Source organism: Streptomyces sp. NPDC012508 (assembly GCF_042902595.1).
GTDB lineage: Bacteria > Actinomycetota > Actinomycetes > Streptomycetales > Streptomycetaceae > Streptomyces.
This window is the reverse complement of the sequence record NZ_JBIBEO010000009.1, coordinates 289,941-312,286: the sequence shown is the minus strand read 5'-3', so window position 1 is coordinate 312,286 and position 22,346 is coordinate 289,941. Positions and strand designations below refer to the sequence as shown.

At 70.8% G+C, this 22,346-nt stretch carries 21 protein-coding genes; 4 read left to right on the top strand and 17 right to left on the bottom strand.

The window, feature by feature from the left end; translation table 11 throughout:
* The 13 genes from secD to pgsA all read right to left on the bottom strand — a co-directional run bounded on the left by secD (window position 1) and on the right by pgsA (window position 11,718).
* On the bottom strand, window positions 1-1,791 hold the full coding sequence (gene secD, locus ACFY8U_RS29485) for a protein translocase subunit SecD (protein ID WP_389575329.1): 1,791 nt from the start codon (window positions 1,789-1,791) through the stop codon (window positions 1-3).
* Between the two features lie 145 nt (window positions 1,792-1,936).
* Window positions 1,937-2,404 (bottom strand): preprotein translocase subunit YajC, encoded by a 468-nt coding sequence (gene yajC, locus ACFY8U_RS29480; protein WP_361438771.1) that lies wholly within the window; start codon window positions 2,402-2,404, stop codon window positions 1,937-1,939.
* A gap of 176 nt (window positions 2,405-2,580) precedes the next feature.
* A complete protein-coding gene (ruvB, locus tag ACFY8U_RS29475; protein WP_389575328.1) occupies window positions 2,581-3,660 on the bottom strand; it encodes a Holliday junction branch migration DNA helicase RuvB in 1,080 nt (359 codons plus the stop codon).
* A 262-nt stretch (window positions 3,661-3,922) separates the two neighbouring features.
* The gene (ruvA, locus tag ACFY8U_RS29470) at window positions 3,923-4,555 is read right to left on the bottom strand and encodes a Holliday junction branch migration protein RuvA (RefSeq protein WP_389575327.1); all 633 of its coding nucleotides are present in this window, start codon (window positions 4,553-4,555) and stop codon (window positions 3,923-3,925) included.
* Window positions 4,552-5,094 (bottom strand): crossover junction endodeoxyribonuclease RuvC, encoded by a 543-nt coding sequence (gene ruvC, locus ACFY8U_RS29465; RefSeq protein WP_389575326.1) that lies wholly within the window; start codon window positions 5,092-5,094, stop codon window positions 4,552-4,554. Before ruvC ends, ruvA begins: the two co-directional genes overlap by 4 nt.
* A gap of 131 nt (window positions 5,095-5,225) precedes the next feature.
* Window positions 5,226-5,978, bottom strand: coding sequence for a YebC/PmpR family DNA-binding transcriptional regulator (locus tag ACFY8U_RS29460; protein WP_158985482.1), 753 nt, complete (start codon window positions 5,976-5,978; stop codon window positions 5,226-5,228).
* Window positions 5,979-6,040: 62 nt separating this feature from the next.
* Window positions 6,041-6,631, bottom strand: coding sequence for a pyridoxal 5'-phosphate synthase glutaminase subunit PdxT (pdxT, locus tag ACFY8U_RS29455; RefSeq protein WP_361438779.1), 591 nt, complete (start codon window positions 6,629-6,631; stop codon window positions 6,041-6,043).
* Between the two features lie 6 nt (window positions 6,632-6,637).
* Window positions 6,638-7,486: a pyridoxal 5'-phosphate synthase lyase subunit PdxS gene (gene pdxS, locus ACFY8U_RS29450; protein WP_389575419.1), complete on the bottom strand. Its 849-nt coding sequence runs from the start codon at window positions 7,484-7,486 to the stop codon at window positions 6,638-6,640.
* Between the two features lie 188 nt (window positions 7,487-7,674).
* Window positions 7,675-8,217, bottom strand: coding sequence for a hypothetical protein (locus ACFY8U_RS29445; protein WP_361438783.1), 543 nt, complete (start codon window positions 8,215-8,217; stop codon window positions 7,675-7,677).
* Window positions 8,218-8,228: 11 nt separating this feature from the next.
* Window positions 8,229-8,870, bottom strand: a complete 642-nt coding sequence (locus ACFY8U_RS29440; protein WP_389575325.1) for an MBL fold metallo-hydrolase — start codon at window positions 8,868-8,870, stop codon at window positions 8,229-8,231.
* A 90-nt stretch (window positions 8,871-8,960) separates the two neighbouring features.
* Complete coding sequence (locus tag ACFY8U_RS29435) at window positions 8,961-10,124, bottom strand: glycosyltransferase family 4 protein (RefSeq protein ID WP_389575324.1); 1,164 nt, start codon at window positions 10,122-10,124, stop codon at window positions 8,961-8,963.
* Window positions 10,121-11,047, bottom strand: coding sequence for a phosphatidylinositol mannoside acyltransferase (locus ACFY8U_RS29430; protein WP_389575323.1), 927 nt, complete (start codon window positions 11,045-11,047; stop codon window positions 10,121-10,123). The genes ACFY8U_RS29435 and ACFY8U_RS29430 overlap by 4 nt, the downstream gene beginning before the upstream one ends.
* Window positions 11,044-11,718 carry a phosphatidylinositol phosphate synthase gene (pgsA, locus tag ACFY8U_RS29425; protein WP_389575322.1) on the bottom strand — a complete coding sequence of 225 codons (675 nt, stop codon included), beginning with the start codon at window positions 11,716-11,718 and terminating at the stop codon, window positions 11,044-11,046. The genes ACFY8U_RS29430 and pgsA overlap by 4 nt, the downstream gene beginning before the upstream one ends.
* 252 nt (window positions 11,719-11,970) lie before the next feature.
* On the opposite strand from pgsA, the gene ACFY8U_RS29420 reads away from it, so the two are divergent.
* Both ACFY8U_RS29420 and ACFY8U_RS29415 read left to right on the top strand, forming a co-directional pair.
* The gene (locus ACFY8U_RS29420) at window positions 11,971-14,178 is read left to right on the top strand and encodes an elongation factor G-like protein EF-G2 (RefSeq protein WP_389575321.1); all 2,208 of its coding nucleotides are present in this window, start codon (window positions 11,971-11,973) and stop codon (window positions 14,176-14,178) included.
* Window positions 14,179-14,360: 182 nt separating this feature from the next.
* Window positions 14,361-16,019 (top strand): hypothetical protein, encoded by a 1,659-nt coding sequence (locus tag ACFY8U_RS29415; RefSeq protein WP_361601827.1) that lies wholly within the window; start codon window positions 14,361-14,363, stop codon window positions 16,017-16,019.
* Window positions 16,020-16,091: 72 nt separating this feature from the next.
* Here the strand turns inward: ACFY8U_RS29415 and ACFY8U_RS29410 are convergent, their stop codons facing one another.
* A complete protein-coding gene (locus tag ACFY8U_RS29410; protein WP_361601824.1) occupies window positions 16,092-16,664 on the bottom strand; it encodes an HIT domain-containing protein in 573 nt (190 codons plus the stop codon).
* 66 nt (window positions 16,665-16,730) lie between these two features.
* On the opposite strand from ACFY8U_RS29410, the gene ACFY8U_RS29405 reads away from it, so the two are divergent.
* Window positions 16,731-17,408: a potassium channel family protein gene (locus tag ACFY8U_RS29405; protein ID WP_389575320.1), complete on the top strand. Its 678-nt coding sequence runs from the start codon at window positions 16,731-16,733 to the stop codon at window positions 17,406-17,408.
* A 42-nt stretch (window positions 17,409-17,450) separates the two neighbouring features.
* Here the strand turns inward: ACFY8U_RS29405 and thrS are convergent, their stop codons facing one another.
* The 3 genes from thrS to ACFY8U_RS29390 form a co-directional block, all read right to left on the bottom strand.
* Window positions 17,451-19,427, bottom strand: a complete 1,977-nt coding sequence (gene thrS / locus ACFY8U_RS29400; RefSeq protein ID WP_389575319.1) for a threonine--tRNA ligase — start codon at window positions 19,425-19,427, stop codon at window positions 17,451-17,453.
* A gap of 233 nt (window positions 19,428-19,660) precedes the next feature.
* Entirely contained in the window at window positions 19,661-20,932 is a 1,272-nt protein-coding gene (locus ACFY8U_RS29395) for a hypothetical protein (RefSeq protein ID WP_389575318.1), read from the bottom strand.
* Window positions 20,932-21,498 carry a DUF4365 domain-containing protein gene (locus ACFY8U_RS29390; RefSeq protein WP_352186515.1) on the bottom strand — a complete coding sequence of 189 codons (567 nt, stop codon included), beginning with the start codon at window positions 21,496-21,498 and terminating at the stop codon, window positions 20,932-20,934. Before ACFY8U_RS29390 ends, ACFY8U_RS29395 begins: the two co-directional genes overlap by 1 nt.
* Before the next feature lie 119 nt (window positions 21,499-21,617).
* Here ACFY8U_RS29390 and ACFY8U_RS29385 point away from each other — a divergent pair, with 119 nt between their 5' ends.
* Window positions 21,618-22,343 carry a 3'-5' exonuclease gene (locus ACFY8U_RS29385; RefSeq protein ID WP_361438805.1) on the top strand — a complete coding sequence of 242 codons (726 nt, stop codon included), beginning with the start codon at window positions 21,618-21,620 and terminating at the stop codon, window positions 22,341-22,343.
* Window positions 22,344-22,346: the final 3 nt, after the last annotated feature.

Below are 22,346 nucleotides of genomic sequence, written 5' to 3'. Positions count from 1 at the left end.
TCACGCCTCCTTCGGGGAATCGACAGGGCCAGCGGCAGAGGCGGTGACACGACGGGAGCGGCGCAGCGGCGGCTTGGCGCCCAGGCGCTTCGGGTCGAGGCCGGACCAGGCGTGGCCCTCGCCGAAGAACTTGGTACGCGCGAGAAGCGTCATCAGCGGCTTGGTGAAGAGGAACACCACGACCACGTCGAGCAGGGTGGTCAGACCGAGGGTGAACGCGAAGCCCTGGACCTTGCCGACGGTGACGACGAAGAGCACCGCGGCGGCGAGGAACGACACGAAGTCGGAGACGAGGATCGTGCGCCGGGCACGCGGCCAGGCGCGCTCGACGGCCGGACGCAGCGTCCGGCCCTCGCGGACCTCGTCGCGGATGCGTTCGAAGTAGACGATGAACGAGTCCGCGGTGATACCGATGGCGACGATGGCACCGCAGACGGCCGGCAGGTTCAGCGCGAAGCCGATGGCCGGGCCGAGCAGGGCCATGATCACGTACGTCAGGAGGGCCGAGGCCCCCAGGCTGAGCAGCGCGATCAGCGACAGGCCGCGGTAGTAGATCACCAGGTAGAGCACGACGAGAGCGAGGCCGATGGCGCCGGCGATCAGACCGGCCTCCAGCTGCTCGCCGCCGAGGGCGGCGGTGACGGTGTCGACGCTCTGGGTGTCGAAGGTGAGCGGCAGGGCGCCGTAGGACAGGATGTTGCCGAGGTCCTGGGCGGACTGCTGGTTGAAGCTGCCGGAGATCTCCGCGTTGGCGCTCAGCGTCGTCCGCACGGACGGGGCCGAGACGACCTCGCCGTCCAGGACGATCGCGAACTGGTTCTGCGGCGCCTGCTGCTGCGAGAGCTGGCTGGTGATCTGCGAGAACTTCTTGGCACCGGCACTCGTGAACTCCATGTTCACGATCCACATGCCACGCGTCTGGTCGAACTCGCCCTTGGCGTCGTCGACGTCCTGGCCGTCCACCGCGGCCGGGCCGAGGAGGTACTTCTCCCACTGGCCGACGGCGTTCTTGCCGCAGGCGACGGTGGAGTCGGACGCCTTGACGCCCTGACCGGCGGCAGCGCGCTGCTTGGGGTCGAGGCAGTTCAGGGCGGCGAACTTCTGCTCGAGCGCCGAGGCCGCGGGGTCCGCGCTCGGGGTGCCGGAGGGCTTCGGGGTCTCGGAGCCCTTCGGGGTCTCGGAGCCCTTCGGCGTGGCCGAGCCGGTGGGCGTCGGCGTCGGGGCCTTCAGGGCCTCGGAGACCGCGCGGCCCTGGGTGGAGGCGCTCGACGACGGGGTGGCGGTCGGCTCGTCCTTGCCCTTGTCCGCGCTCGCACCGGACGCCGAGGGCTTCGGCGACGTGGAGGAGCTGGCGCTGGGCGCCGGCTGCTCGGAGGGCGCGTAGGTCAGGACGGGCCGGAAGTAGAGCTGGGCGGTGGTGCCGACCTGCTCACGGGCCTGCTTCTCGTTCACACCCCGGGGGATGTTGACGATGATGTTCTCGCGGCCCTGCGTCTGGACCTCGGCCTCGGAAACACCCAGACCGTTGACACGGCGCTCGATGATGCCGACCGCGGTGTTCATGTTGGTCTCGTTGACGGCGTCTTCCTGGCCGGGCTCGGCCTTCGCCTTCAGCGTGATCGACGTACCACCGGCGAGGTCGATGCCAAGCCGCGGCGTGGTGTGACCCGACCAGAACATTCCGCCCGTCAGCGCGACCATCGCGATCAGGATCAGAGCCAGGGCACGCCCCGGCCTGCTCTGGCCCCCCGGGCCCCCCGCCGGCCTTCGGCCCTTCTTCGGTGCTGCCACCTTGTCGTTTCTCCCTGTCCAACCGTCCCGCGCCGGGTGTGCGCGGTGCGGCCACGAAGTGTGTGTGGGGACCTGCCCCCGCAGACGTGGAACCGTGCCGGGGACCGCGGGCGCCTGTGGGCGTCCCCGCGGTCCCCGGTCGCGACTACTTCGCCTCGGCCCCGCTGTCGCCCTTGCCGTCCTTCTTGACCTCGGCGTCGGCCTCGACGGCCTCGGCCTTCTTGGTCAGGTCGGGCTTGGTGTCCTCGACGACCTCGTCCGCCGCGACGGCGTCGGCCGTCTCGGTCAGGGAGGAGGCGTCGTCCGGGACGACGGTCTCGGCGTCCGGCTCGTCACCGTGGACGATGCGGTTGTACTCGTCGTCCGCGAGAACCGCGCCGATGGCGTTCTTCGCGTAGACGGCGTGCACGCCGGGAGCGACCTCGAGGAGGACGGTCTCGTCGCCGATTTCCTTGACGGTGGCGTACATCCCCCCGATCGTGCGTACGCCGGTGCCGGGCTGCATCTCGTCGCGCATCTGCGCGGCCGCCTGCTGCTTCTTCTTCGCAGAGCGGGTCATCAGGAACATGGCCCCGATGAGGACGATGAAGGGGAGGAGGGTCACGATACTCACGGGACGGGTTTCCTTCGCACGGACGCGGAGAACCCGCGGCCTGATCTTCGGGGGTGGGCGTGCCGGCCAGAAAGGTCGGCATCGGCGGAGTCTAGGCGAGTCCGCATCGTTGGAACAACGTCCAGCATCGCACCCTCGTTCCTCGTCCGACGAGTCTCCGCGCCGTCACCGCGCCGTCACGCCCCGAAGAGCCCCTGTTGTCCGCTTCCTGGCGCGCCCGGGGCCGCTGCCTGCGGCGGAACGAGTCCGAGGTGTGTCCATGCCGCCGGAGTGGCGACGCGACCACGGGGTGTGCGCGCCAGGAGTCCTTCTCGTACGAGGAAGGGTTCGGCGACCTCCTCGACGGTCTCCCGCTCCTCCCCCACGGCCACCGCGAGGGTCGACAGACCGACCGGTCCGCCGCCGAAGAGCTTGAGCAGGGCCTCCAGGACGGCCCGGTCGAGCCGGTCGAGGCCGCGGCTGTCCACTTCGTAGACGCCGAGCGCGGCGGCGGCGATCTCGCGGTTGATCACGCCGTCGGCCCTGACCTGGGCGTAGTCGCGGACGCGGCGGAGCAGGCGGTTGGCGATGCGGGGGGTGCCGCGGGAGCGGCCGGCGATCTCGGCGGCTCCGGCGGTGTCGATCTCGACGTCGAGGAGTCCGGCGGAGCGGTGGATGACGCGCTCCAGCTCGGCGGGGTCGTAGAACTCCATGTGGCCGGTGAAGCCGAAGCGGTCCCGGAGCGGGGGCGGCAGGAGCCCGGCCCGGGTGGTGGCGCCGACGAGGGTGAAGGGCGGCAGCTCCAGGGGGATGGCGGTGGCGCCGGGCCCCTTGCCGACGATCACGTCGACGCGGAAGTCCTCCATCGCCATGTAGAGCATCTCCTCGGCGGGGCGGGACATGCGGTGGATCTCGTCGAGGAAGAGGATCTCTCCCTCCTGGAGGGAGGAGAGGATCGCGGCCAGGTCGCCGGCGTGCTGGATGGCGGGGCCGGAGGTGATCCGGATCGGGGCGTTCATCTCGGCCGCGATGATCATCGAGAGGGTGGTCTTGCCGAGGCCGGGGGCGCCGGAGAGCAGGACGTGGTCGGCGGTGGCGCCGCGCTGGCGGGCGGCCTTGAGGACCAGGTCGAGCTGCTGGCGGACCTTCTCCTGGCCGACGAACTCACTGAGGTCCTTGGGACGCAGCGCCGCCTCGACGGCCTGGTCGTCACCTTCGGCGGAGGCGGTGACGATGCGGGTGTCGTCGTCTCCGGTGGTCTCGTCGTCCCAGTTCACGGTCTCTGCCTTCGTGGTGGTGGTGCGGTACGTGTCTGCGGGGCGGGGGCCGCTGCGCGGGGCTCTTTCCCCACCCCGCCCCTTCCCGAACCGGGGCTCCGCCCCAGACCCCGCGCCTCAAACGCCGGCGGGGCTGAATTCTCCGCCCAGAGGGCGGAACTTCAGCCGTCCGGCGCTTGAGGACACGGCCGAAGGCCGTACGGGGCCGGGGGCTTGCCCCCGGTTTCGGGAAGGGGCGGGGTGGAGGCCGAGCCCCGCAGGGCTATCTGGCTCGGTTCAGGGTCTGGAGGGCGGCGCGCAACAGCTGCGGGACCGGGGCCGTGCCGCCCGCGGCGATCGCCGCCTCGGCCTGCGGGGTCACCGCGGAGACCGCTTCCTCCGCCTCGCGCGACGCGTAGCCGAGGCCGATGAGGGCGGCGGAGAGCTGCTCCGTCCACGGCGCCGGGCCGGACGCCGCCGCGCGCTGGGCGCCCACCAGGCCGCTGCTGCCCAGCGGGGCGCCCAGTTTGTCCTTCAGTTCGAGGAGGAGCTTCTGTGCGCCCTTCTTGCCGATGCCGGGCACCGCGGTCAGCGCCTTCTCGTCCCCGGTGGAGACCGCGAGGCGCAGCGCGTCCGGGCTGTGCACGCCGAGCATGGCCTGGGCGAGGCGGGGGCCGACACCGCTCGCGGTCTGGAGCAGCTCGAAGACCTGGCGCTCGTCGTCGTCGGCGAAGCCGTACAGCGTCAGGGAGTCCTCGCGGACCACCAACGACGTTGCCAGCCGGGCTTCCTGACCGATCCTCAGCTCGGCGATGGTGTTCGGCGTGCACTGGACGGCCATGCCCACCCCGCCGACCTCGATGACCGCGGTGGTGGGGGCGAGCGCGGCGACCGGGCCGCTGACGAAGGCGATCATGCGGGTCGGCCTTTCGAGGCGTGAGTTGCGTGATGGGCGGCCACGGCCTGCTGGAGGCGGTTCTGGGCCGGGGCCCGCCAGATGTGACAGATGGCCAGGGCGAGGGCGTCCGCCGCGTCTGCCGGCTTGGGCGGGGCGGAGAGCCGGAGCAGCCGGGTCACCATGGCTCCGACCTGGGCCTTGTCGGCGCGTCCGCTGCCGGTGACGGCGGCCTTGACCTCGCTGGGGGTGTGCAGGGCGACGGGGATGCCGCGGCGGGACGCGCAGAGCATGGCGACGGCGCTGGCCTGGGCGGTTCCCATGACCGTACGCACGTTGTGCTGGCTGAACACCCGCTCCACGGCGACCAGTTCGGGTGAGAAGCGGTCGAGCCACTCCTCGATGCCGCGCTCGATGCCGACCAGCCGTATGCCGATGTCGTCGTCGGCGGCGGTCCGCACGACGCCCACGCCGAGCATGGTCAGGGGTCGCCCGGCGACGCCTTCGACGACGCCGACGCCGCACCGGGTCAGCCCCGGGTCCACCCCGAGCACGCGCACCTCAAGCCCCTCCCTGGACCGTCTTCGTAAATCTGTTTGTGCAGGCTATCCGCTGCCACTGACAACGCCGCACAGACGGCGGCGGGCCGACGGGGGTGTGTCCCCGTCGGCCCGCCGTGAAAAGACCGGGATCAGGCGTCGACCTTCTCCATGACCTCGTCGCTGACGTCGAAGTTGGCGAAGACGTTCTGCACGTCGTCGCTGTCCTCCAGCGCGTCGATCAGCTTGAAGATCTTGCGCGCGCCCTCCTCGTCCAGCTCGACCTGCATGGTCGGGACGAAGTTGGAGTCGGCGGAGTCGTAGTCGATACCGGCCTCCTGGAGGGCGGTACGGACGGCGACCATGTCGGTGGCCTCGCTGATGACCTCGAAGCTCTCGCCGAGGTCGTTGACCTCTTCGGCACCCGCGTCGAGGACGGCGCCGAGGACGTCGTCCTCGGTCAGCTCGCCCTTGGGCAGCACGATGACGCCCTTGCGGTTGAACAGGTACGAGACCGAGCCGGGGTCGGCCATCGAGCCGCCGTTGCGGGTCATGGCGACGCGGACGTCGGAGGCGGCACGGTTGCGGTTGTCGGTGAGGCACTCGATGAGCACGGCGACACCGTTCGGGCCGTAGCCCTCGTACATGATCGTCTCGTAGTCGACGCCGCCGGCCTCGAGGCCGCCGCCGCGCTTGATCGCCGAGTCGATGTTCTTGTTCGGGACCGAGCTCTTCTTCGCCTTCTGCACGGCGTCGAACAGCGTCGGGTTACCGTCCAGGTCGGCGCCGCCGGTCCGGGCGGCGACCTCGATGTTCTTGATCAGCTTCGCGAAGAGCTTGCCGCGCTTGGCGTCGATCACGGCCTTCTTGTGCTTCGTCGTAGCCCATTTAGAGTGGCCGGACATCTGCCTGTCTCCTTCGCGTAACCCATTTCTGAACGAACCCCAGAGATCCTACCGGGACGTCGTCACCGCGCGTCGCGCACCATGTCGACGAACAGGGCGTGGATGCGGTGATCACCGGTGAGTTCGGGGTGGAACGAGGTCGCCAGGGCCCGGCCCTGTCGTACGGCCACGATGTGGCCCTCGTGCTCGGCGAGGACCTCGACCTCCGCGCCGACGGACTCGACCCACGGGGCGCGGATGAAGACGCCCTCGACCGGTCCGTCCTCGATCCCGGTGACGGTGACGCCCGCCTCGAAGGACTCGTTCTGGCGTCCGAACGCGTTGCGGCGGACGATCATGTCGATGCCGCCGAAGGTCTCCTGGCCCGAGCGCGGGTCGAGGATCTTGTCGGCCAGCATGATCAGGCCGGCGCAGGTGCCGTAGACCGGCAGGCCGGCCGCGATGCGCTCGCGCAGCGGCTCCATCAGGCCGAACAGTTCGGCCAGCTTGGAGATGGTGGTGGACTCGCCGCCGGGTATGACGAGGCCGTCGACCTCGGCGAGCTCCTCGGGGCGCCGGACCGGCCTGGCCACGGCGTCAGCCGCGGCCAGGGCGATCAGGTGCTCCCGTACGTCGCCCTGGAGGGCCAGGACACCGATCACGGGTGTGCTCATGGGTGATTACCAGCCGCGGTTGGCGTAGCGCTCGGACTCGGGAAGGGTGTCGCAGTTGATGCCGACCATGGCCTCGCCCAGGTTGCGGGAGGCGTCCGCGATGATCTTCGGGTCGTCGTAGAAGGTGGTGGCCTTCACGATCGCGGCGGCACGCTTGGCCGGGTCGCCCGACTTGAAGATGCCGGAGCCGACGAAGACGCCCTCGGCGCCGAGCTGGCGCATCAGCGCGGCGTCGGCGGGGGTGGCGACACCACCGGCGGAGAACAGCACGACCGGCAGCTTGCCGAGCTCGGCGACCTCCTTGACGAGCTCGTACGGGGCGCGCAGGTCCTTGGCGGCGGCGAACAGCTCGTTGTTGTCGTAACCGCGCAGCTTGGCGATCTCGTTCTTGATCTGGCGCAGGTGGCGGACGGCCTCGACGACATTGCCCGTGCCGGCCTCGCCCTTGGAGCGGATCATGGCCGCGCCCTCGGCGATACGGCGCAGGGCCTCGCCCAGGTTGGTGGCGCCACAGACGAAGGGGGTGGTGAAGGCCCACTTGTCGGAGTGGTTGATCTCGTCGGCCGGGGTCAGGACCTCGGACTCGTCGATGTAGTCGACACCGAGGGACTGCAGGACCTGCGCCTCGACGAAGTGGCCGATCCGGGACTTGGCCATGACCGGGATGGAGACCGCGCCGATGATCTCTTCGATCATGTTCGGGTCGGACATACGGGCGACGCCGCCGTCCTTGCGGATGTCGGCGGGGACCCGCTCCAGGGCCATGACGGCCACGGCGCCGGCGTCCTCGGCGATCTTCGCCTGCTCGGCGTTGACCACGTCCATGATCACGCCGCCCTTGAGCTGCTCGGCCATGCCGCGCTTGACGCGCGCGGTGCCGGTCTCGGGAGACTGGGTGCTGTTGGGAAGCGTGGTGGACACGGGGACCTCACTCGGGAAAGCGGTGTTGAGACAAGAGTGAGGAAACAGGCCACCACCAGTCCACAGCAAGGGCCAATGCACAGCCGGTGGATCGTTTTGGTCGATTTCGCAGGCTGGAAGGGTCAGGCCGGGCGATCGGCAAGGGCGACGGGCGGTTCGTCGTCCATTTCGAAGGCCAGCGGAAACGGTGCGTGGCCTGCGAGCCGGAACCAGCGCACCGTGCGGTGGCGCCGCAGCGCCCGTGCGGCGCGTACGGCGTCGTTGTGGAACCTCCGTGCCATCGGTACGCGACGGACGGCCGCCGCGAGCTCGCCCGCGGCCTCCTCGCCGCCGGGGGCCTCCCGTACCGCCTCGACCTGCTCCGGCTCGCCGAACACGGCTCGCAGCGCCTGGCTCAGCTCGCTCTCGGCGACCTCGCGCTGGTCCTCCTCGGCCTGCCGGGCGGCGTGCGCCGCCTCGTAGAGCACGATCGAGGCGGCCGGGTCGAGCACTCCGGACGTGGCCAGCTCCTGGGCGACCGAGGCGCGGCGCAACAGCTGGGCGTCGAGGGCGGCGCGAGCCGCGTCGATCCGCGAGTGCAGCCGGTCGAGCCGGCCGGCGGTCCAGCTGAGGTACAGGCCGATCGCGATCAGTGCGACGACGGTCCAGATCAGGGTTTGGGTCACGGGCGCAAAGGCTACCGTCGCGTCGGCAGGCCCCCTTCCCACAGGTCACGGTCGTGGGCGAAACGGACCTTTGCCGTCCGCCCGTCGCCGAGTTCGGCGAGCCGGTCGAGCCACGGGCGGTGAGGGACGCCGAACTCGGCCGCGACGTCGTACGCCTGGCCCGCGAGGACGGTGATGTGGTCGCCGTGGTCGAGCACCAGGGACTGGTGGCCCTCGGTGTGCCCCGGTGTGGGTACGACCGTGATCCCGGGAGCGATCTCGTACTCGCCGTCGATCTCCTGGTACAGGACGCCGTCGAGCAGCCGGTCGAGGGTGTAGTCGCCGGCCCGTGCGGTGGCCAGTTCCTTGCGCTGGACCAGGATCGGGGTGTCGGGGAAGAGCGGGTTGCCGCCGATGTGGTCGAAGTGGAGGTGGCAGTTCACGACGAGGTCGACGTCCCGCGCGGCGGCGGGGAGGGGATGCCGCGTGGGCCGGTAGTGCGCATCCACCTCCGGGGAGCCCTCCCCCATGCCGGTGTCGAAGAGGAGGGTGCCGTGCTCATGGCGTACGAGGTAGGCGAGTGCGGGCTCCACGCGGTCGTGGGGGCCGCCCCACTCGGCGGCGGGGCGGACGAAGTGACCAAGGTCCAGGATCTGAACGGTCGTTGAGGTCATGCGCCCAGCGTGCCCGAAAGGGGGCCGTCCCCGCGGGTGGTGCACATCTGTTCCGCCAGTGGCGGAACAGATGTGCACCACGGCAGGGGCTCAGTCCCGCGACGCCAGGCCGAACCGCGCCCGCAGGCCCACGCGTTCGTCCGTCGCCACCGATGCCGCGCCGTCCGTCACCGTCTCGTAGACCGCGAGGATGTCCGCGCCCACCGTCGACCAGTCGAAGCGCCGCACATGCGCGCTGCCGCGCCTGCTCAGCTCCTTGCGCCGCACCTCGTCCCCGAGGAGCCGGATCGCCGCGTCCGCCAGCGCGTCCGCGTCCTCGTTGGCGAAGAGTTCGCCCGCGGCGCCCTGGTCCAGGACCTGGGCGAAGGCGTCCAGGTCGGAGGCGAGGACCGGCGCGCCCGCCGACAGCGCCTCGACCAGGATGATGCCGAAGCTCTCGCCGCCCGTGTTCGGTGCCACGTAGACATCGACGCTGCGCAGCAGCCGCGCCTTGTCCTCGTCGCTGACCATCCCGAGGAACTCGACGCGCTCCCGCATCTCGCGCGGCAGCGAGGCCACCGCCTCCTCCTCGTCGCCGCGCCCTGCCACGAGGAGCCGTGTCTCGGGCCGTTCCGCGAGGATCTTCGGCAGCGCCTTCATCAGGACCGGCAGGCCCTTGCGCGGCTCGTCGATGCGTCCGATGAAGCCGAGGGTCTGCCCCTGCCACTCCTTCCTGGGTTCGGCCCGCGCGAAGAAGTCCACGTCGACGCCGTTGGGAATGACGACGGCGTCGCCGCCGAGGTGCTCGACCAGGGTCCGCCGCGCGTACTCGCTCACCGCGATCCGCGCGCTGATCTTCTCCAGCGCGGGCTGCAGGATCGGGTAGGCGGCGATCATCGCCCGCGAGCGCGGGTTGGACGTGTGGAAGGTGGCGACGATCGGCCCCTGCGCGGCCCAGCAGCTCAGCAGGCCCAGCGAGGGCGAGGCCGGCTCGTGGATGTGGATGACGTCGAAGGTGCCGTCGTGCAGCCAGCGCCGTACGCGCGCCGCCGACAGGAAGCCGAAGTTCAGCCGGGCCACCGAGCCGTTGTACGGAACCGGCACGGCACGGCCGGCCGAGACGACGTACGGGGGCAGCGGCGTCTCGTCGTCGGCGGGGGCGAGCACCGAGACCTCGTGCCCGAGCCTGATGAGGTGATCGGCGAGGTCGCGGATGTGGAACTGGACGCCGCCGGGGACGTCCCAGGAGTAGGGGCAGACGATGCCGATCTTCACGGCTGTCGCTCCTCGCCGAGCGGCGCGCGCTCCTCCAGGTCCTTCAGCCACAGTCGCTGCAGCATGTGCCAGTCCTCCGGGTGGTCCGCGATTCCGGTGGCGAAGGCATCGGCCAGCGCCTGTGTCATCACGGACGTCTTCTCGGCCCGTGTACCTGACTCGGGTACGTCGACGGGCGGATGCACGCGCCCCTTCATGACCGGGGTCTCGTCGTACCAGAGGGTCACCGGCAGCAGCAGTGCGCCCGTCTGCTGGGCGAGCAGCGCGGGCCCGGCCGGCATCCGCGCCGTCTCCCCGAAGAAGGTGACCTCGGTGCCGGAGGCGGACAGATCACGGTCGGCGACCAGACAGATCAGGCCACCGTCGCGCAGCCGGCGGGCGAGCGTCCCGAAGGCGGAGCCGCCGGAGTGCGGGAGGACCTCCATGCCCAGCGACTCGCGGTAGGAGACGAACCGGTCGTACAGCGTCTCCGGCTTGAGCCGCTCCGCGACCGTGGTGAACGGGACACCGAGCGAGCGGGTCACCCACACGCCCGCGAGGTCCCAGTTGGCCAGGTGCGGCAGCGCGAGGATCACTCCGCGGCCGGAGGCGAGACCGTCCTTCAGAAGGTGGACGTCCTTGATGTCGACGCCGGCTCCGACGCGCTCCCGGGTCCAGGTCGGCAGCCGGAAGGACTCCATCCAGTACCGCATGTACGAGCGCATGCCGGCCTTCGACAGCTCGGCGAGCCGCTCGGGGCCCGCATCGGGCGCCACGCGCGCGAGGTTGGACTCGAGCCGCAGCACGCTCTTGCCGCGCCGCTTCCAGGCGGTGTCGGCGATCCGCCGTCCGAGCCCGGCCGCCACCGGCTCCGGCAGCCGCTTCACGGTCGCCCAGCCGAGCCCGTACAGGGTGTCGGTCAGCCGGTCCTTCATCCCGCTCATGACGTCGCCTCGTTCCCCCGCGCGCCGGACGCTTCCGCGGCCGCGTCGGCCTCCGCCGATTCCCGTCGTACCGTGACCACGCGCTGACCGAGGGTCACCGCGCTGCCCACCGCCACGATCCACAGCGCGATCGGCAGCAGGACGTCGATGCCCGGCACGCCGAAGCCGTGCAGTCCGGCGAGGCCCGCGGCGACCAGCGAGATCACGAGCCGCTCGGCCCGCTCCACCAGACCGTTGACCGCGACCGGCAGGCCGATCGATTCTCCTCGCGCCTTGGTGTAAGAGACGACCTGGCCGCTGGCCAGGCAGAAGATCGAGACCGCGCACATCACGTTGTCGTTGCCGCTACCCGCGTACCAGAGCGCGAAGCCACCGAAGATGGCGCCGTCGGCGACCCGGTCGAGGGTCGAGTCGAGGAACGCGCCCCAGCGGCTGGAGATCCCTGCCTGCCGGGCCATGTTCCCGTCGACGAGGTCGGAGAAGACGAAGAGGGTGATGACGATCGTGCCCCAGAAGAATTCTCCCCTGGGGAAGAAGACCAGGGCTCCCGCCATCACTCCGGCCGTGCCGATGAGCGTGACCGCGTCAGGGCTGACGCCCCGCCGAAGCAGAAACGCGGCGAACGGTGTGAGGACACGCGTAAAAAATGCACGCGCGTACTTGTTCAGCATGGCCTTCCCGAGGTTCGGTGGGCCGCGCGGCCCCTACGACCACCGGCCCGCCCATCGTAGCCAGCGAGGCTGCCGCCGAACCGCGGGGCACCCGCCCGCCGCGTCACGTACGACGTATGGACGCACCATGACGTCGGTGCAAAGCTCGAAGGACAACCGCGGGCACCGCCGGAGCTGCCCAGCGTCTCCCCCTGCGCCCGCGTCCCGCCTCACCGTGCGAGCGAGCGGTGCAAGCGATCGGGAGGACCCATCATGGGCGACAAGGCGAACGCACACTCCGGAGCCGCCGGCAGGGCTCCAACGGCCGACCGGCCCTCGGCCGTACGGAACGTGGTGCTGGTCGGCCACAGCGGATCGGGAAAGACGACGCTCGTCGAGGCGCTCGCGCTGACCGCGGGGGCGGTCAACCGGGCCGGACGGGTCGAGGACGGCGGAACGCTCTCGGACCACGACGAGATCGAGCACCGCCAGCAACGTTCCGTACAGCTCTCCCTCGTCCCCCTCGAATGGGACGGGGTGAAGATCAATCTCCTCGACACCCCCGGATACGCCGACTTCGTCGGGGAGCTGAGGGCCGGTCTGCGCGCGGCGGACGCGGCCCTCTTCGTCGTCTCGGCCGCCCAGGAGGCCGACGCGATCGCCGGGTCGACCCGCATGGTGTGGGAGGAGTGCGCGGCCGTCGGTATGCCCCGCGCCATCGTCGTGACCCATCTGGACACCGCCCGTACCGGCTTCGACGAGCTGACCTCGGTCTGCTCGGCCATCTTCGGCGGCGACGACCCCGACGCCGTACTCCCCCTCTACCTGCCGCTGTCCGGCGCGGAGGCACCCGACGGGCACGCGCCGACCACGGGTCTGGTGGGACTGCTCTCGGAGCGGATCTTCGACTACTCCACGGGCCAGCGGCAGGAGAACCCGCCGGACGAGAGCCAGCGGCCGCTGCTGGCAGAGGCCCGCAACCGGCTGATCGAGGGGATCATCGCCGAGAGCGAGGACGAGACCCTCATGGACCGCTATCTCGGCGGTGAGGACATCGACATCAAGTCGCTGATCGACGATCTGGAGAAGGCCGTCGCCCGGGGCACCTTCCATCCGGTGCTCGCCGCCGCGCCCGCCTCGGACGGCGGCAAGCAGGGACTCGGCACCGTCGAGCTGCTGGAACTGATCACCCGCGGCTTCCCGACCCCGCTCGAGCGCGAGGCGCCCGCGGTGACGACGCCCGACGGTGAACCCCGGCCCCCGGTCACCTGCGACCCCGAGGGGCCGCTAGTCGCCGAGGTCGTCAAGACGGCCTCGGACCCCTACGTCGGCCGGATCTCGCTGGTCCGGGTCTTCTCCGGCACCCTGCGCCCCGACGAGACGATCCATGTCTCCGGGCACGGGCTGACCGACCGCGGGCATGAGGACCACGACGTCGACGAACGGGTCGGCGCGCTGACCTCCCCCTTCGGCAAGCAGCAGCGCCAGCTGAACCAGTGCGTCGCGGGCGACCTGGCGTGCGTGGCCAAGCTGGCCCGGGCGGAGACCGGGGACACCCTCTCCAGCAAGGACGATCCGCTCCTGATGGAGCCCTGGACGATGCCCGACCCGCTGCTCCCGCTGGCGATCGAGGCCCACAGCAAGGCCGACGAGGACCGGCTCTCGCAGGGACTGGCCCGGCTGGTCGCCGAGGACCCGACCATGCGTCTGGAGCAGAACCAGGACACCCACCAGGTCGTGTTGTGGTGTCTGGGCGAGGCGCACATGGACGTGGCGCTCGAGCGGCTGCGCCACCGGTACGGGGTGCAGGTCGACGCCGTCCCGCACAAGGTGGCGCTCCGCGAGACGTTCGGCGGCCCGTCGGCCGGGCGGGGCCGGCACGTCAAGCAGTCCGGTGGCCACGGTCAGTACGCGATCTGCGAGATCGACGTCGAGCCCCTGCCGCCGGGGAGCGGGATCGAGTTCGTCGACAAGGTGGTGGGCGGGGCGGTTCCGCGCCAGTTCATCCCCTCCGTCGAGAAGGGCGTGCGGGCCCAGGCCGCGCGCGGGGTAGCCGCCGGACATCCGCTGGTCGACGTGCGGATCACCCTGCGCGACGGCAAGGCCCACTCGGTCGACTCCTCCGACGCCGCGTTCCAGACCGCCGGCGCCCTGGCCCTGCGCGAGGCGGCGGCCGAGGCGAGCATCCGGCTCCTGGAGCCGGTCGCCGAGGTCCAGGTACTCGTCCCCGACGAGTACGTGGGCCCCGTGATGAGCGATCTCTCCGGGCGCCGTGGCCGGGTCGTCGGCACCGAACAGGCGGGCTCCGGGCGGACGTTGGTGCGTGCCGAGGTCCCCGAGATCGAGATCGGGCGGTACGCCGTCGACCTCCGCTCCATCTCGCACGGAACGGGCCGATTCGACCGTTCGTACGCCCGCCATGAGCCGATGCCGCCTCAACTCGCGGAGAAGGTCCGCGCGCAGGCGGAGAAGGGTTCCTAGCCGCCCGCCCAGGCCGAATGCCGTCCGTCCAACTCCCCTCCGGCGGACGGCATTCGGCCGACCCGTGACGCATCCACCGGTACCCGGTTACGCTGTGGTGCCCAGCTCAGCAGGTGTGCGGGGCGCGGGAGTCGGGAACAGGCCGCAGAGGGATACGCGGTGAACCACGCGGGCACGCGGCGATGGGGGCATCAGTGACGATCGGCAGTTTCGGACCCGGGGCGCAGGTTCCACTGCAGGGCTCGGACGGACAGACGGCGGCGACGCATGCCCTGGCCTCCGCCGCGTACCGCGACAGCCCGGTGGAAGCGATCCTGGACGCCAACAACGACTGGCACCAGTCCAAGGTCACCGACGGCAGATGGGCCCGGCTCTTCCGCCCCGACCTCGGCGAGGCCTTCTCACGCGCGGTCCAGGTGCGGATGCTCGGTGGTGCCCGCAAGGCGCTCATCCAGTCCTTCGGCACCGACCCGCAGCCCGTGGTCGAGCACTGCCTGGCCGCCACCGGCATCCGCAAGAGGCGTGACGTCAGGCTGACCCTGGTGACCTTCGTCTTCGGTGTCCTGTTCCTGCCCGGGCTGCTGCTGTGGCTCGGCGTGATCCAGATGCGCCGCATGGTCGCCGGCTCGGAGAACAGGCGCACCAGCGCGGTGGGCACGGCGATCCTGCTGGTGGCGGCCCTGATCGCGGTGGGTTTCATGATCAAGCTGCCGTTCGGCGGCTTCCTGGGGATCTATCTGCGGGCCATGATCGTCGCCCCGGTCCTCGGCTGGTTCCTCGCCAAGCGGATCTGCGAGTCCACGGCCAGGGACCTGCGGGACCGCTGGACCGCCCTGCTGAGCGGCGGCGGCATCGGCGCCAAGATCCCCGAGGCGGTCCCCGGAGACCCTGCCGAGAAGTCCGCCGAGGAGCTCCGCCAGAACCTCGAGAAGCTCTCCGCCGAGCAGCAGTCGAACATCGTCTTCTACGCGGGCCCCAAGGGAATACTGGGCATGGGCACGCGCTGGGGCAGCTGGACGCTCGCCGAGGAGCTGATCCCGAAGGACGGGCGCGAGATCCATGACTTCCGTGCCTGGGATGTCGTACGGAAGATCCACGACCAGCTCAAGATGCTGGAGCGCGGCTCCCTGAAGACCGGCTTCCCCAAGCCGACCGTCAAGCACTGGATCGTCTCCCCGGTCGGCGAGGGGGCCGACGAGGTCGCCAGGCCGGAGGGCGACAACATCGTCCACTTCCAGGTCAAGCCGCACGAGATACAGCGCATCTGCAACGACCAGCAGTTCGGCAGCGGCAACCGGCACTACCTGGGTGTGCAGTTCACGCTCTGGGACGGGCAGCTCGTCCTGACGATGATGATCACGGTGACCTCGCTCCTTCACACGCTGCGCGTGGAGGTCACCGGACACGCGCTCGGCCCGGTCCACTCGCTCTTCACCACCAAGCCCAAGGCGAAGACGAAGGAGGTCTCCAAGACGGTGCGCTTCTGGGAGACCAGGGAGGTCCAGCTGCCGCTCCTGGAGACCGACGAGATCGTCCGCAAGGCGGTCCGCGCCCCGCTGACCTGGTTCCCGCCGATCCTGGACTTCCTCGGCGGCAAGCTCGTCCTGCCGGAGCCCTTCGGGCTGCGCCACGCGTGGGCCGCACAGCCGTGGCGCCACCGCTTCATGGCCGACGACGCGATCCGCGCCGCGACGCCGGTGATGCGCGCGGTCCACGCGGCGACCATCGAGGTGCTCAATGATCACGGCGTGGACACGGAGCGCTTCACCAACCGCTCGCTGATCCTGAGCGGAGCCATCCAGGACCCGGGCCCGAAGAAGGCGGACGTCTACGACGCCTAGGGGCCAGGCGTACGACGCCCCGGCCGCGGTCAGGCGTACGACGCCTGGGGCCGGGCGTACGACGCCTGGGCGTCAGGCGAGTTCCGACGTGGCCGGCCAGGCGGCGGCGAGCATCGCGCGGGTGTCGGCGAGGAGCTGAGGCAGCACCTTGGTGTGGCCGACGACCGGCATGAAGTTGGTGTCGCCGCCCCAGCGGGGCACGACGTGCTGGTGCAGATGGGCGGCGATGCCGGCGCCCGCGACCGTGCCCTGGTTCATGCCGATGTTGAAGCCGTGCGCGCCGGACGCGGTCCGCAGGGCGATCATGGCCCGCTTGGTGAACTCGCCGAGCTCGGCGGTCTCCGGTGCGTCCAGATCCGTGTAGTCGGCGACATGGCGGTACGGGACCACCATCAGATGCCCGCCGTTGTACGGGTAGAGATTGAGTACGGCGTAGACGTGCTCGCCCCGCGCTATCACAAGGCCGTCCTCGTCCGACTTCGACGGGATCACGCAGAACGGACAGCCGTCCTCGGCCCCCGGCCCGGTCGGCTTGTTCTCGCCCTGGATGTACGCCATCCGGTGAGGCGTCCACAGGCGCTGGAACGCGTCCTGCGTCCCGACTCCGATCTGCTGCTCCGGCTCAATCGTCATGCTGTGCAGCATATTGCTTCGCCCGTTCGGAACGTGTCGCCGGGGCGCTCGTCCCTCGCTCCCGGAGATGCTGATCCGATGGACGCGACGCCGGAGAAGCAGGAGCGCTGGGACCACCGCATGGAGACACCGCTCGCGGTGGCTTCCGGGCTCTTCCTCGGCTCGTACGCGGTACGGGTCCTGGCCCATGACCTCCCCCGGGTCTGGCTGGACGTCTGCCTGGCGGTCACGCTCGTGACCTGGGCCGTCTTCCTCGTCGACTACGCGGTCCGGTTCCGGCTCAGCGGCCTCGGCCCGCTGCGCTTCGTCCGCGCGCACCTCCTCGCCACGGTCGTGCTGATCCTGCCCCTGTTGCGGCCGCTGCAGATGGTGAAGATCTACGAGCAGGTCCAGCGCCGCCGCGCCAAGCCGCGTCTCACCCTCTACGCCCGGGTCATGGCGTACTCCAGCCTCTCGGTCACCCTGCTCGGTTTCGCGGGCGCGCTCGCCGTCTACCAGCACGAGCGCGGGGCACCGGGCGCCACGATCCGCACCTTCGGCGACTCGGTGTGGTGGGCCTGCGAGACGCTGACGACGGTGGGGTACGGGGACGTGACGCCGGTGACCCCGGTCGGCCGGGCCATCGCGGTGGGGATGATGGCGTGCGGCGTCGCGCTGATCGGAGCCGTGACGGGTTCGTTCTCGTCCTGGCTGATCCAGACGTTCGCGCGGGAGGACGAGAAGAGGCCCCCGGGGAACTTCCCGGGGGCCCCTTGAGTCTCGGCGCGGCTCAGGTCAGACCTGGACGCTCGCCGCGGGTCAGACCTGGACGCGCTCCTCGACGACCGTGGCGATCTTGGCGATGGCCTCGTCGACGGGGATGCCGTTCTCCTGCGAGCCGTCGCGGTAGCGGAAGGAGACGGCGCCGTTGGCCATGTCCTCGTCGCCAGCGATGATCATGAACGGGACCTTCTGCTTCTGCGCGTTGCGGATCTTCTTCTGCATCCGGTCCGAGGAGGCGTCGACCTCGACCCGCAGACCCTGCTTGTTCGCCTTGGCGGCGAACTCCTGGAGGTACGGAATGTGGGCGTCGCCGATCGGGATGCCGGTCGCCTGGACGGGGGCCAGCCACGGCGGCATGGCGCCCGCGTAGTGCTCCAGGAGCACGGCGAAGAAGCGCTCGATGGAACCGAACAGCGCGCGGTGGATCATGACCGGGCGCTGCTTGGTGCCGTCGGGGCCGGTGTACTCCAGGTCGAAGCGCTCCGGCAGGTTGAAGTCCAGCTGCACGGTCGACATCTGCCAGGTACGGCCGATGGCGTCACGCGCCTGCACGGAGATCTTCGGGCCGTAGAACGCGGCGCCGCCCGGGTCGGGGGTGAGCGGGAGGCCCTGCTTCTCGGCGACCTGCTGGAGGACCGCGGTGGCCTCCTCCCACGCCTCGTCCGAGCCGACGAACTTCTCCGGGTCCTTGGTGGACAGCTCCAGGTAGAAGTCGGTCAGACCGTAGTCGCGCAGCAGGTTGAGAACGAAGGTGAGCGTCTTGTCGAGCTCCTCCGCCATCTGCTCGCGGGTGCAGTAGATGTGCGCGTCGTCCTGGGTGAAGCCCCGGGCACGGGTCAGGCCGTGCACGACGCCCGACTTCTCGTACCGGTACACGGTGCCGAACTCGAAGAGGCGCAGCGGCAGTTCACGATAGGAACGCCCGCGCGCGTCGAAGATCAGGTTGTGCATCGGGCAGTTCATGGGCTTGAGGTAGTAGTCCACGCCCTCGTCGAGCTGCATGGGGGGGTACATGCCCTCGGCGTACCAGTCGAGGTGGCCCGACTTCTCGAACAGCTTGCCCTTGGTGGCGTGCGGCGAGTAGACGAACTCGTAGCCCTCCTCCTCGTGGCGCTTGCGCGAGTAGTCCTCCATGACCCGGCGGATGATGCCGCCCTTGGGGTGGAAGACCGCGAGGCCGGACCCGATCTCGTCCGGGACGGAGAAGAGGTCGAGCTCGTTGCCGAGCTTGCGGTGGTCGCGCTTCTCGGCCTCGGCGAGGAAGTCGAGGTGGGCCTTCAGCTCGTCCTTCGACGGCCAGGCGGTGCCGTAGATGCGCTGGAGCATCGGGTTCTTCTCGCTGCCGCGCCAGTAGGCGGCGGCGTTGCGCATCAGCTTGAACGCCGGGATGTTCCGGGTGGTGGGCAGGTGGGGGCCTCGGCAGAGGTCCTTCCAGCACAGGTCGCCGGTCTTGGCGTCCAGGTTGTCGTAGATCGTCAGCTCGCCGCCGCCGACCTCGACGTTGGCGCCGTCGTCGGTCGACGCGGAGCCCTTGATGCCGATGAGCTCCAGCTTGTACGGCTCGTCCGCGAGCTCCTCGCGGGCGGCCTCGTCGGTCACCACGCGACGGGAGAAGCGCTGGCCGCGCTTCTGGATCTCCTGCATCTTCTTCTCGATGGCCTTGAGATCCTCGGGCGTGAACGGCTTCTCGACGTCGAAGTCGTAGTAGAAGCCGTCCCGGACCGGCGGGCCGATGCCGAGCTTGGCCTCGGGGAAGAGCTCCTGCACGGCCTGGGCCATGACGTGTGCGGTGGAGTGGCGCAGGATGTCGAGGCCGTCCGGGGAGGAGATCTCGACGGGCTCGACGACATCGCCTTCGGCGACGACGTAGGTGAGGTCCTTCAGCTCACCGCCGACGCGGGCGGCGATCACGGACCGGTCGTCGGCGAACAGCGCGCCGGCGGTCGTGCCCGCGCTCACCGCCCGATCCTCGGCTCCTGAGGCGGACTGGACGGTCACACGGACATCAGACACGGATGCTCTTTCCATAAGGGCGCAGGCAGACACGATGTGCCGGCGTCGACGGCGCGCGGCAGAGACGAGGTGCCGCGCGCCTAAATCCTACGGGCTCGGTTCTCCCCCTGCCTTCGACGGGGGACCACCACCGGGCGCTAAGAGCCGGACTCACAGCCCCGACCGTGTGCTTGCCCCCTCGTTCCCCGGGGACTGCGCGCGCTCGGGACTGTTCCCCCGGCGCACCCTTCGGCTCACTCCCCCGGGCCGCATGCCTCCTCGAAGAAGTCGAGGTTCTCGTGGAGCGACTTCATCAGGCGGTCCCGTTCCGCCTCGTCCACCTGGACCGGTACGACACCCGTGGCGTCCGTCAGTCGGCGGAAGCCGCCCCGGCTCTCCAGGCGGCCCACCACCCGGATCGGCAGCCCGACCAGATGCGCGTGGCCGGCGGTGCGGTACGACTCCTCGTCCAGGGTCACCCGGACGTGCGGCACCTCCGCGCCGCCGAGGACCCGCAGCCGTACGGTTCCCTCGCCGCGCGGACCGGAGCGGCGCATGCGGACGACGGCGCCCGTGATCCGTACCGGCACGGACGGCTCGTCCGTCATGTAGCGCGCGCTCGCCTCCCGGAGCGCCGGCAGGTCGCCCGCCGAGAACTCGACCGGCTCCGGCCGGGCGGCGCACCCCGCGGGCGTTCCGGCGGCGGGCGCCCACTCCAGCGCGATCCTGGCCCCCTCCGTGCCGCGCACCAGCGCGACGAGCGCCTCGGTCAGCTCCCGGCTCACGCCCGCCTCGACCGCCGCGTCGAACGCCTCCATCCCGCCCGTGGCGCGCTGGTAGTCGGCGGCCTCACGCGCCGCGTACAGCGCGTGGTACAGCCGTACGGCGATGGCCCGGCCGGAGTCGACGGGGACGAACGCGGTCAGGCCGCGGCCGCCCGGCGCCGCGCCCACGACCACCGCCTCCAGGGAGGCCTGCGCCTGTCGCCGGTGCCGGGCGCCGTAGTATCCGGCGCGCCCGCGGACGGCCAGCGCGCCGGCGAGCAGCAGCTGACGGGCGGCCGACCTCAGCTGTTCCTGGACGGTCCACGGAACCGTGCCCGCGGGGCCCGGCGGCACGTCACGCCACCAGCGGATCTCGTCGCTGGGCACGGTCAGCCCGACCAGGACCTCCCGGGCCGACGGTGCCGCGCTGTGCTGGAGGGCGGTGAGCGCCTCGCCGAGGAGGTCCTCGCAGTCGGGAAAGGCGCGGCTCTCGGGCACGAGCAGGCTGGTGCCCGAGATGCCGCCGGAGCCCGGCGGTGTCCAGCGGCTGTAGCGGCCCGCGGCCCCGCCGCGCCGCTGCCAGCCGTGCCGGGCGAGCAGCGCGCCGAGGACCAGCGGGTCGACGCGTCCGGGGTCGGGCGAGCCCCCGGCGTCGGCCCAGGGGCCGCCGGGGATCTCGCCGTGCGGGGGGTGGGGGCGGAACGGTGGCAGAACGGGGCCGTAGCCGGCCCCGTTCTCCTGTTCGCCGATCGGCCGGTGCATCAAGGTCTCCCTCCCACGCCGACCCGGGTCATGATCTCGCACAGAGCCCGGTCGTCGAAGATCCGCGCCGTCGGTATGCGCACGGTCGTCCGCCGCCGCCCCGTCACCGGGTGGCCGGCCAGGTTGATCCAGTAGCAGCAGTGCCGCAGGTCCAGTCGGTCGTGCCCGGCCCGCAGCCAGTCCTCCTGATCGCGCGGCACGATCATCACGACCAGGATCTTGTGCACCGAGACCGGGGTCCGCGCCAGCTTCACCAGATGGTCGTTGTCCAGGGTGAAGGAGAACGCGGGGCCGGGCGGCCGCGGCGGCAGCTGGTAGGTGCACTTGAGCTGCACCTTGATGGTCACTTCGTCGTCGACGGTGTGGCCGGGAGCGCTGTGGCTCACGTGCCAGTCGATGCCGTTGTCCGGAAACGGCTGCGACAGCGAGCAGCCCGCCGCCGCCGCGACCGCATGGAGGTATCCCACCTGAAGCGTCTCCATGCAGGCGGTGGTGGCGAGTGAGCCGCGCAGCGGTGCTGCCCGCTGAGGCGGCAGCCCTCCCGATTCGGGCTGGGCGAGCGCCATGTCAATTCCCTTCCCCGTCATCTGTGTTGTCACCGGTCCGCGTACGGGGCAAACAGCCCGGGTATCACCGTTTCGGCAGGGGGATCGCCATCTGCCGCATATGTGCGAGGAGTTCGGGGATGACGCACTGGTATGAGGGGCCCCTGGCCGCATTCGACACGGAAACCACGGGAGTTGACGTCGAGCAGGACCGAATAGTCTCGGCCGCGCTCGTCGTCCAGGACACGGCCGGCGGGCGTCCGCGGGTCACGCGCTGGCTGGTCAACCCCGGGATTCCGGTGCCCCCTGCGGCCACGGAGGTCCATGGACTGACGGACGATCACCTCCAGCGGAACGGGCGCTGGCCAGCGCCCGTCATGGAGGAGTTGGGGCGGGCGCTGGCCGAGCAGTGCGCCGCCGGCCGGCCGCTGGTGGTGATGAACGCCCCCTTCGATCTGACGATCCTGGACCGCGAGCTGCGCCGCCACCGCGCCTCCTCGCTGGGCCGCTATCTGGAGAACACGCCGCTGTGCGTGCTGGATCCGCGGGTCCTGGACAAGCATCTGGACCGGTACCGCAAGGGCCGCCGGACGCTGACGGACCTCTGCGCGCACTACGGCGTGGAGCTGGACGGCGCGCACGACGCCGCGGCCGACGCGACGGCGTCGCTGGATGTCGTACGGGCGGTGGCGCGGCGTTTCGCGGCACGGCTCGAGCGGTTGTCGCCGGCGGAGCTGCACACCTTGCAGGCGGTCTGGCACGCGGCGCAGGCGCGCGGGCTGCAGGCGTGGTTCACGCGCAACGGGACGCCGGAGACGGTGGATCCGGCGTGGCCGCTCCGCCCGGAGCTGCGGACGGCGGCGTGAGGC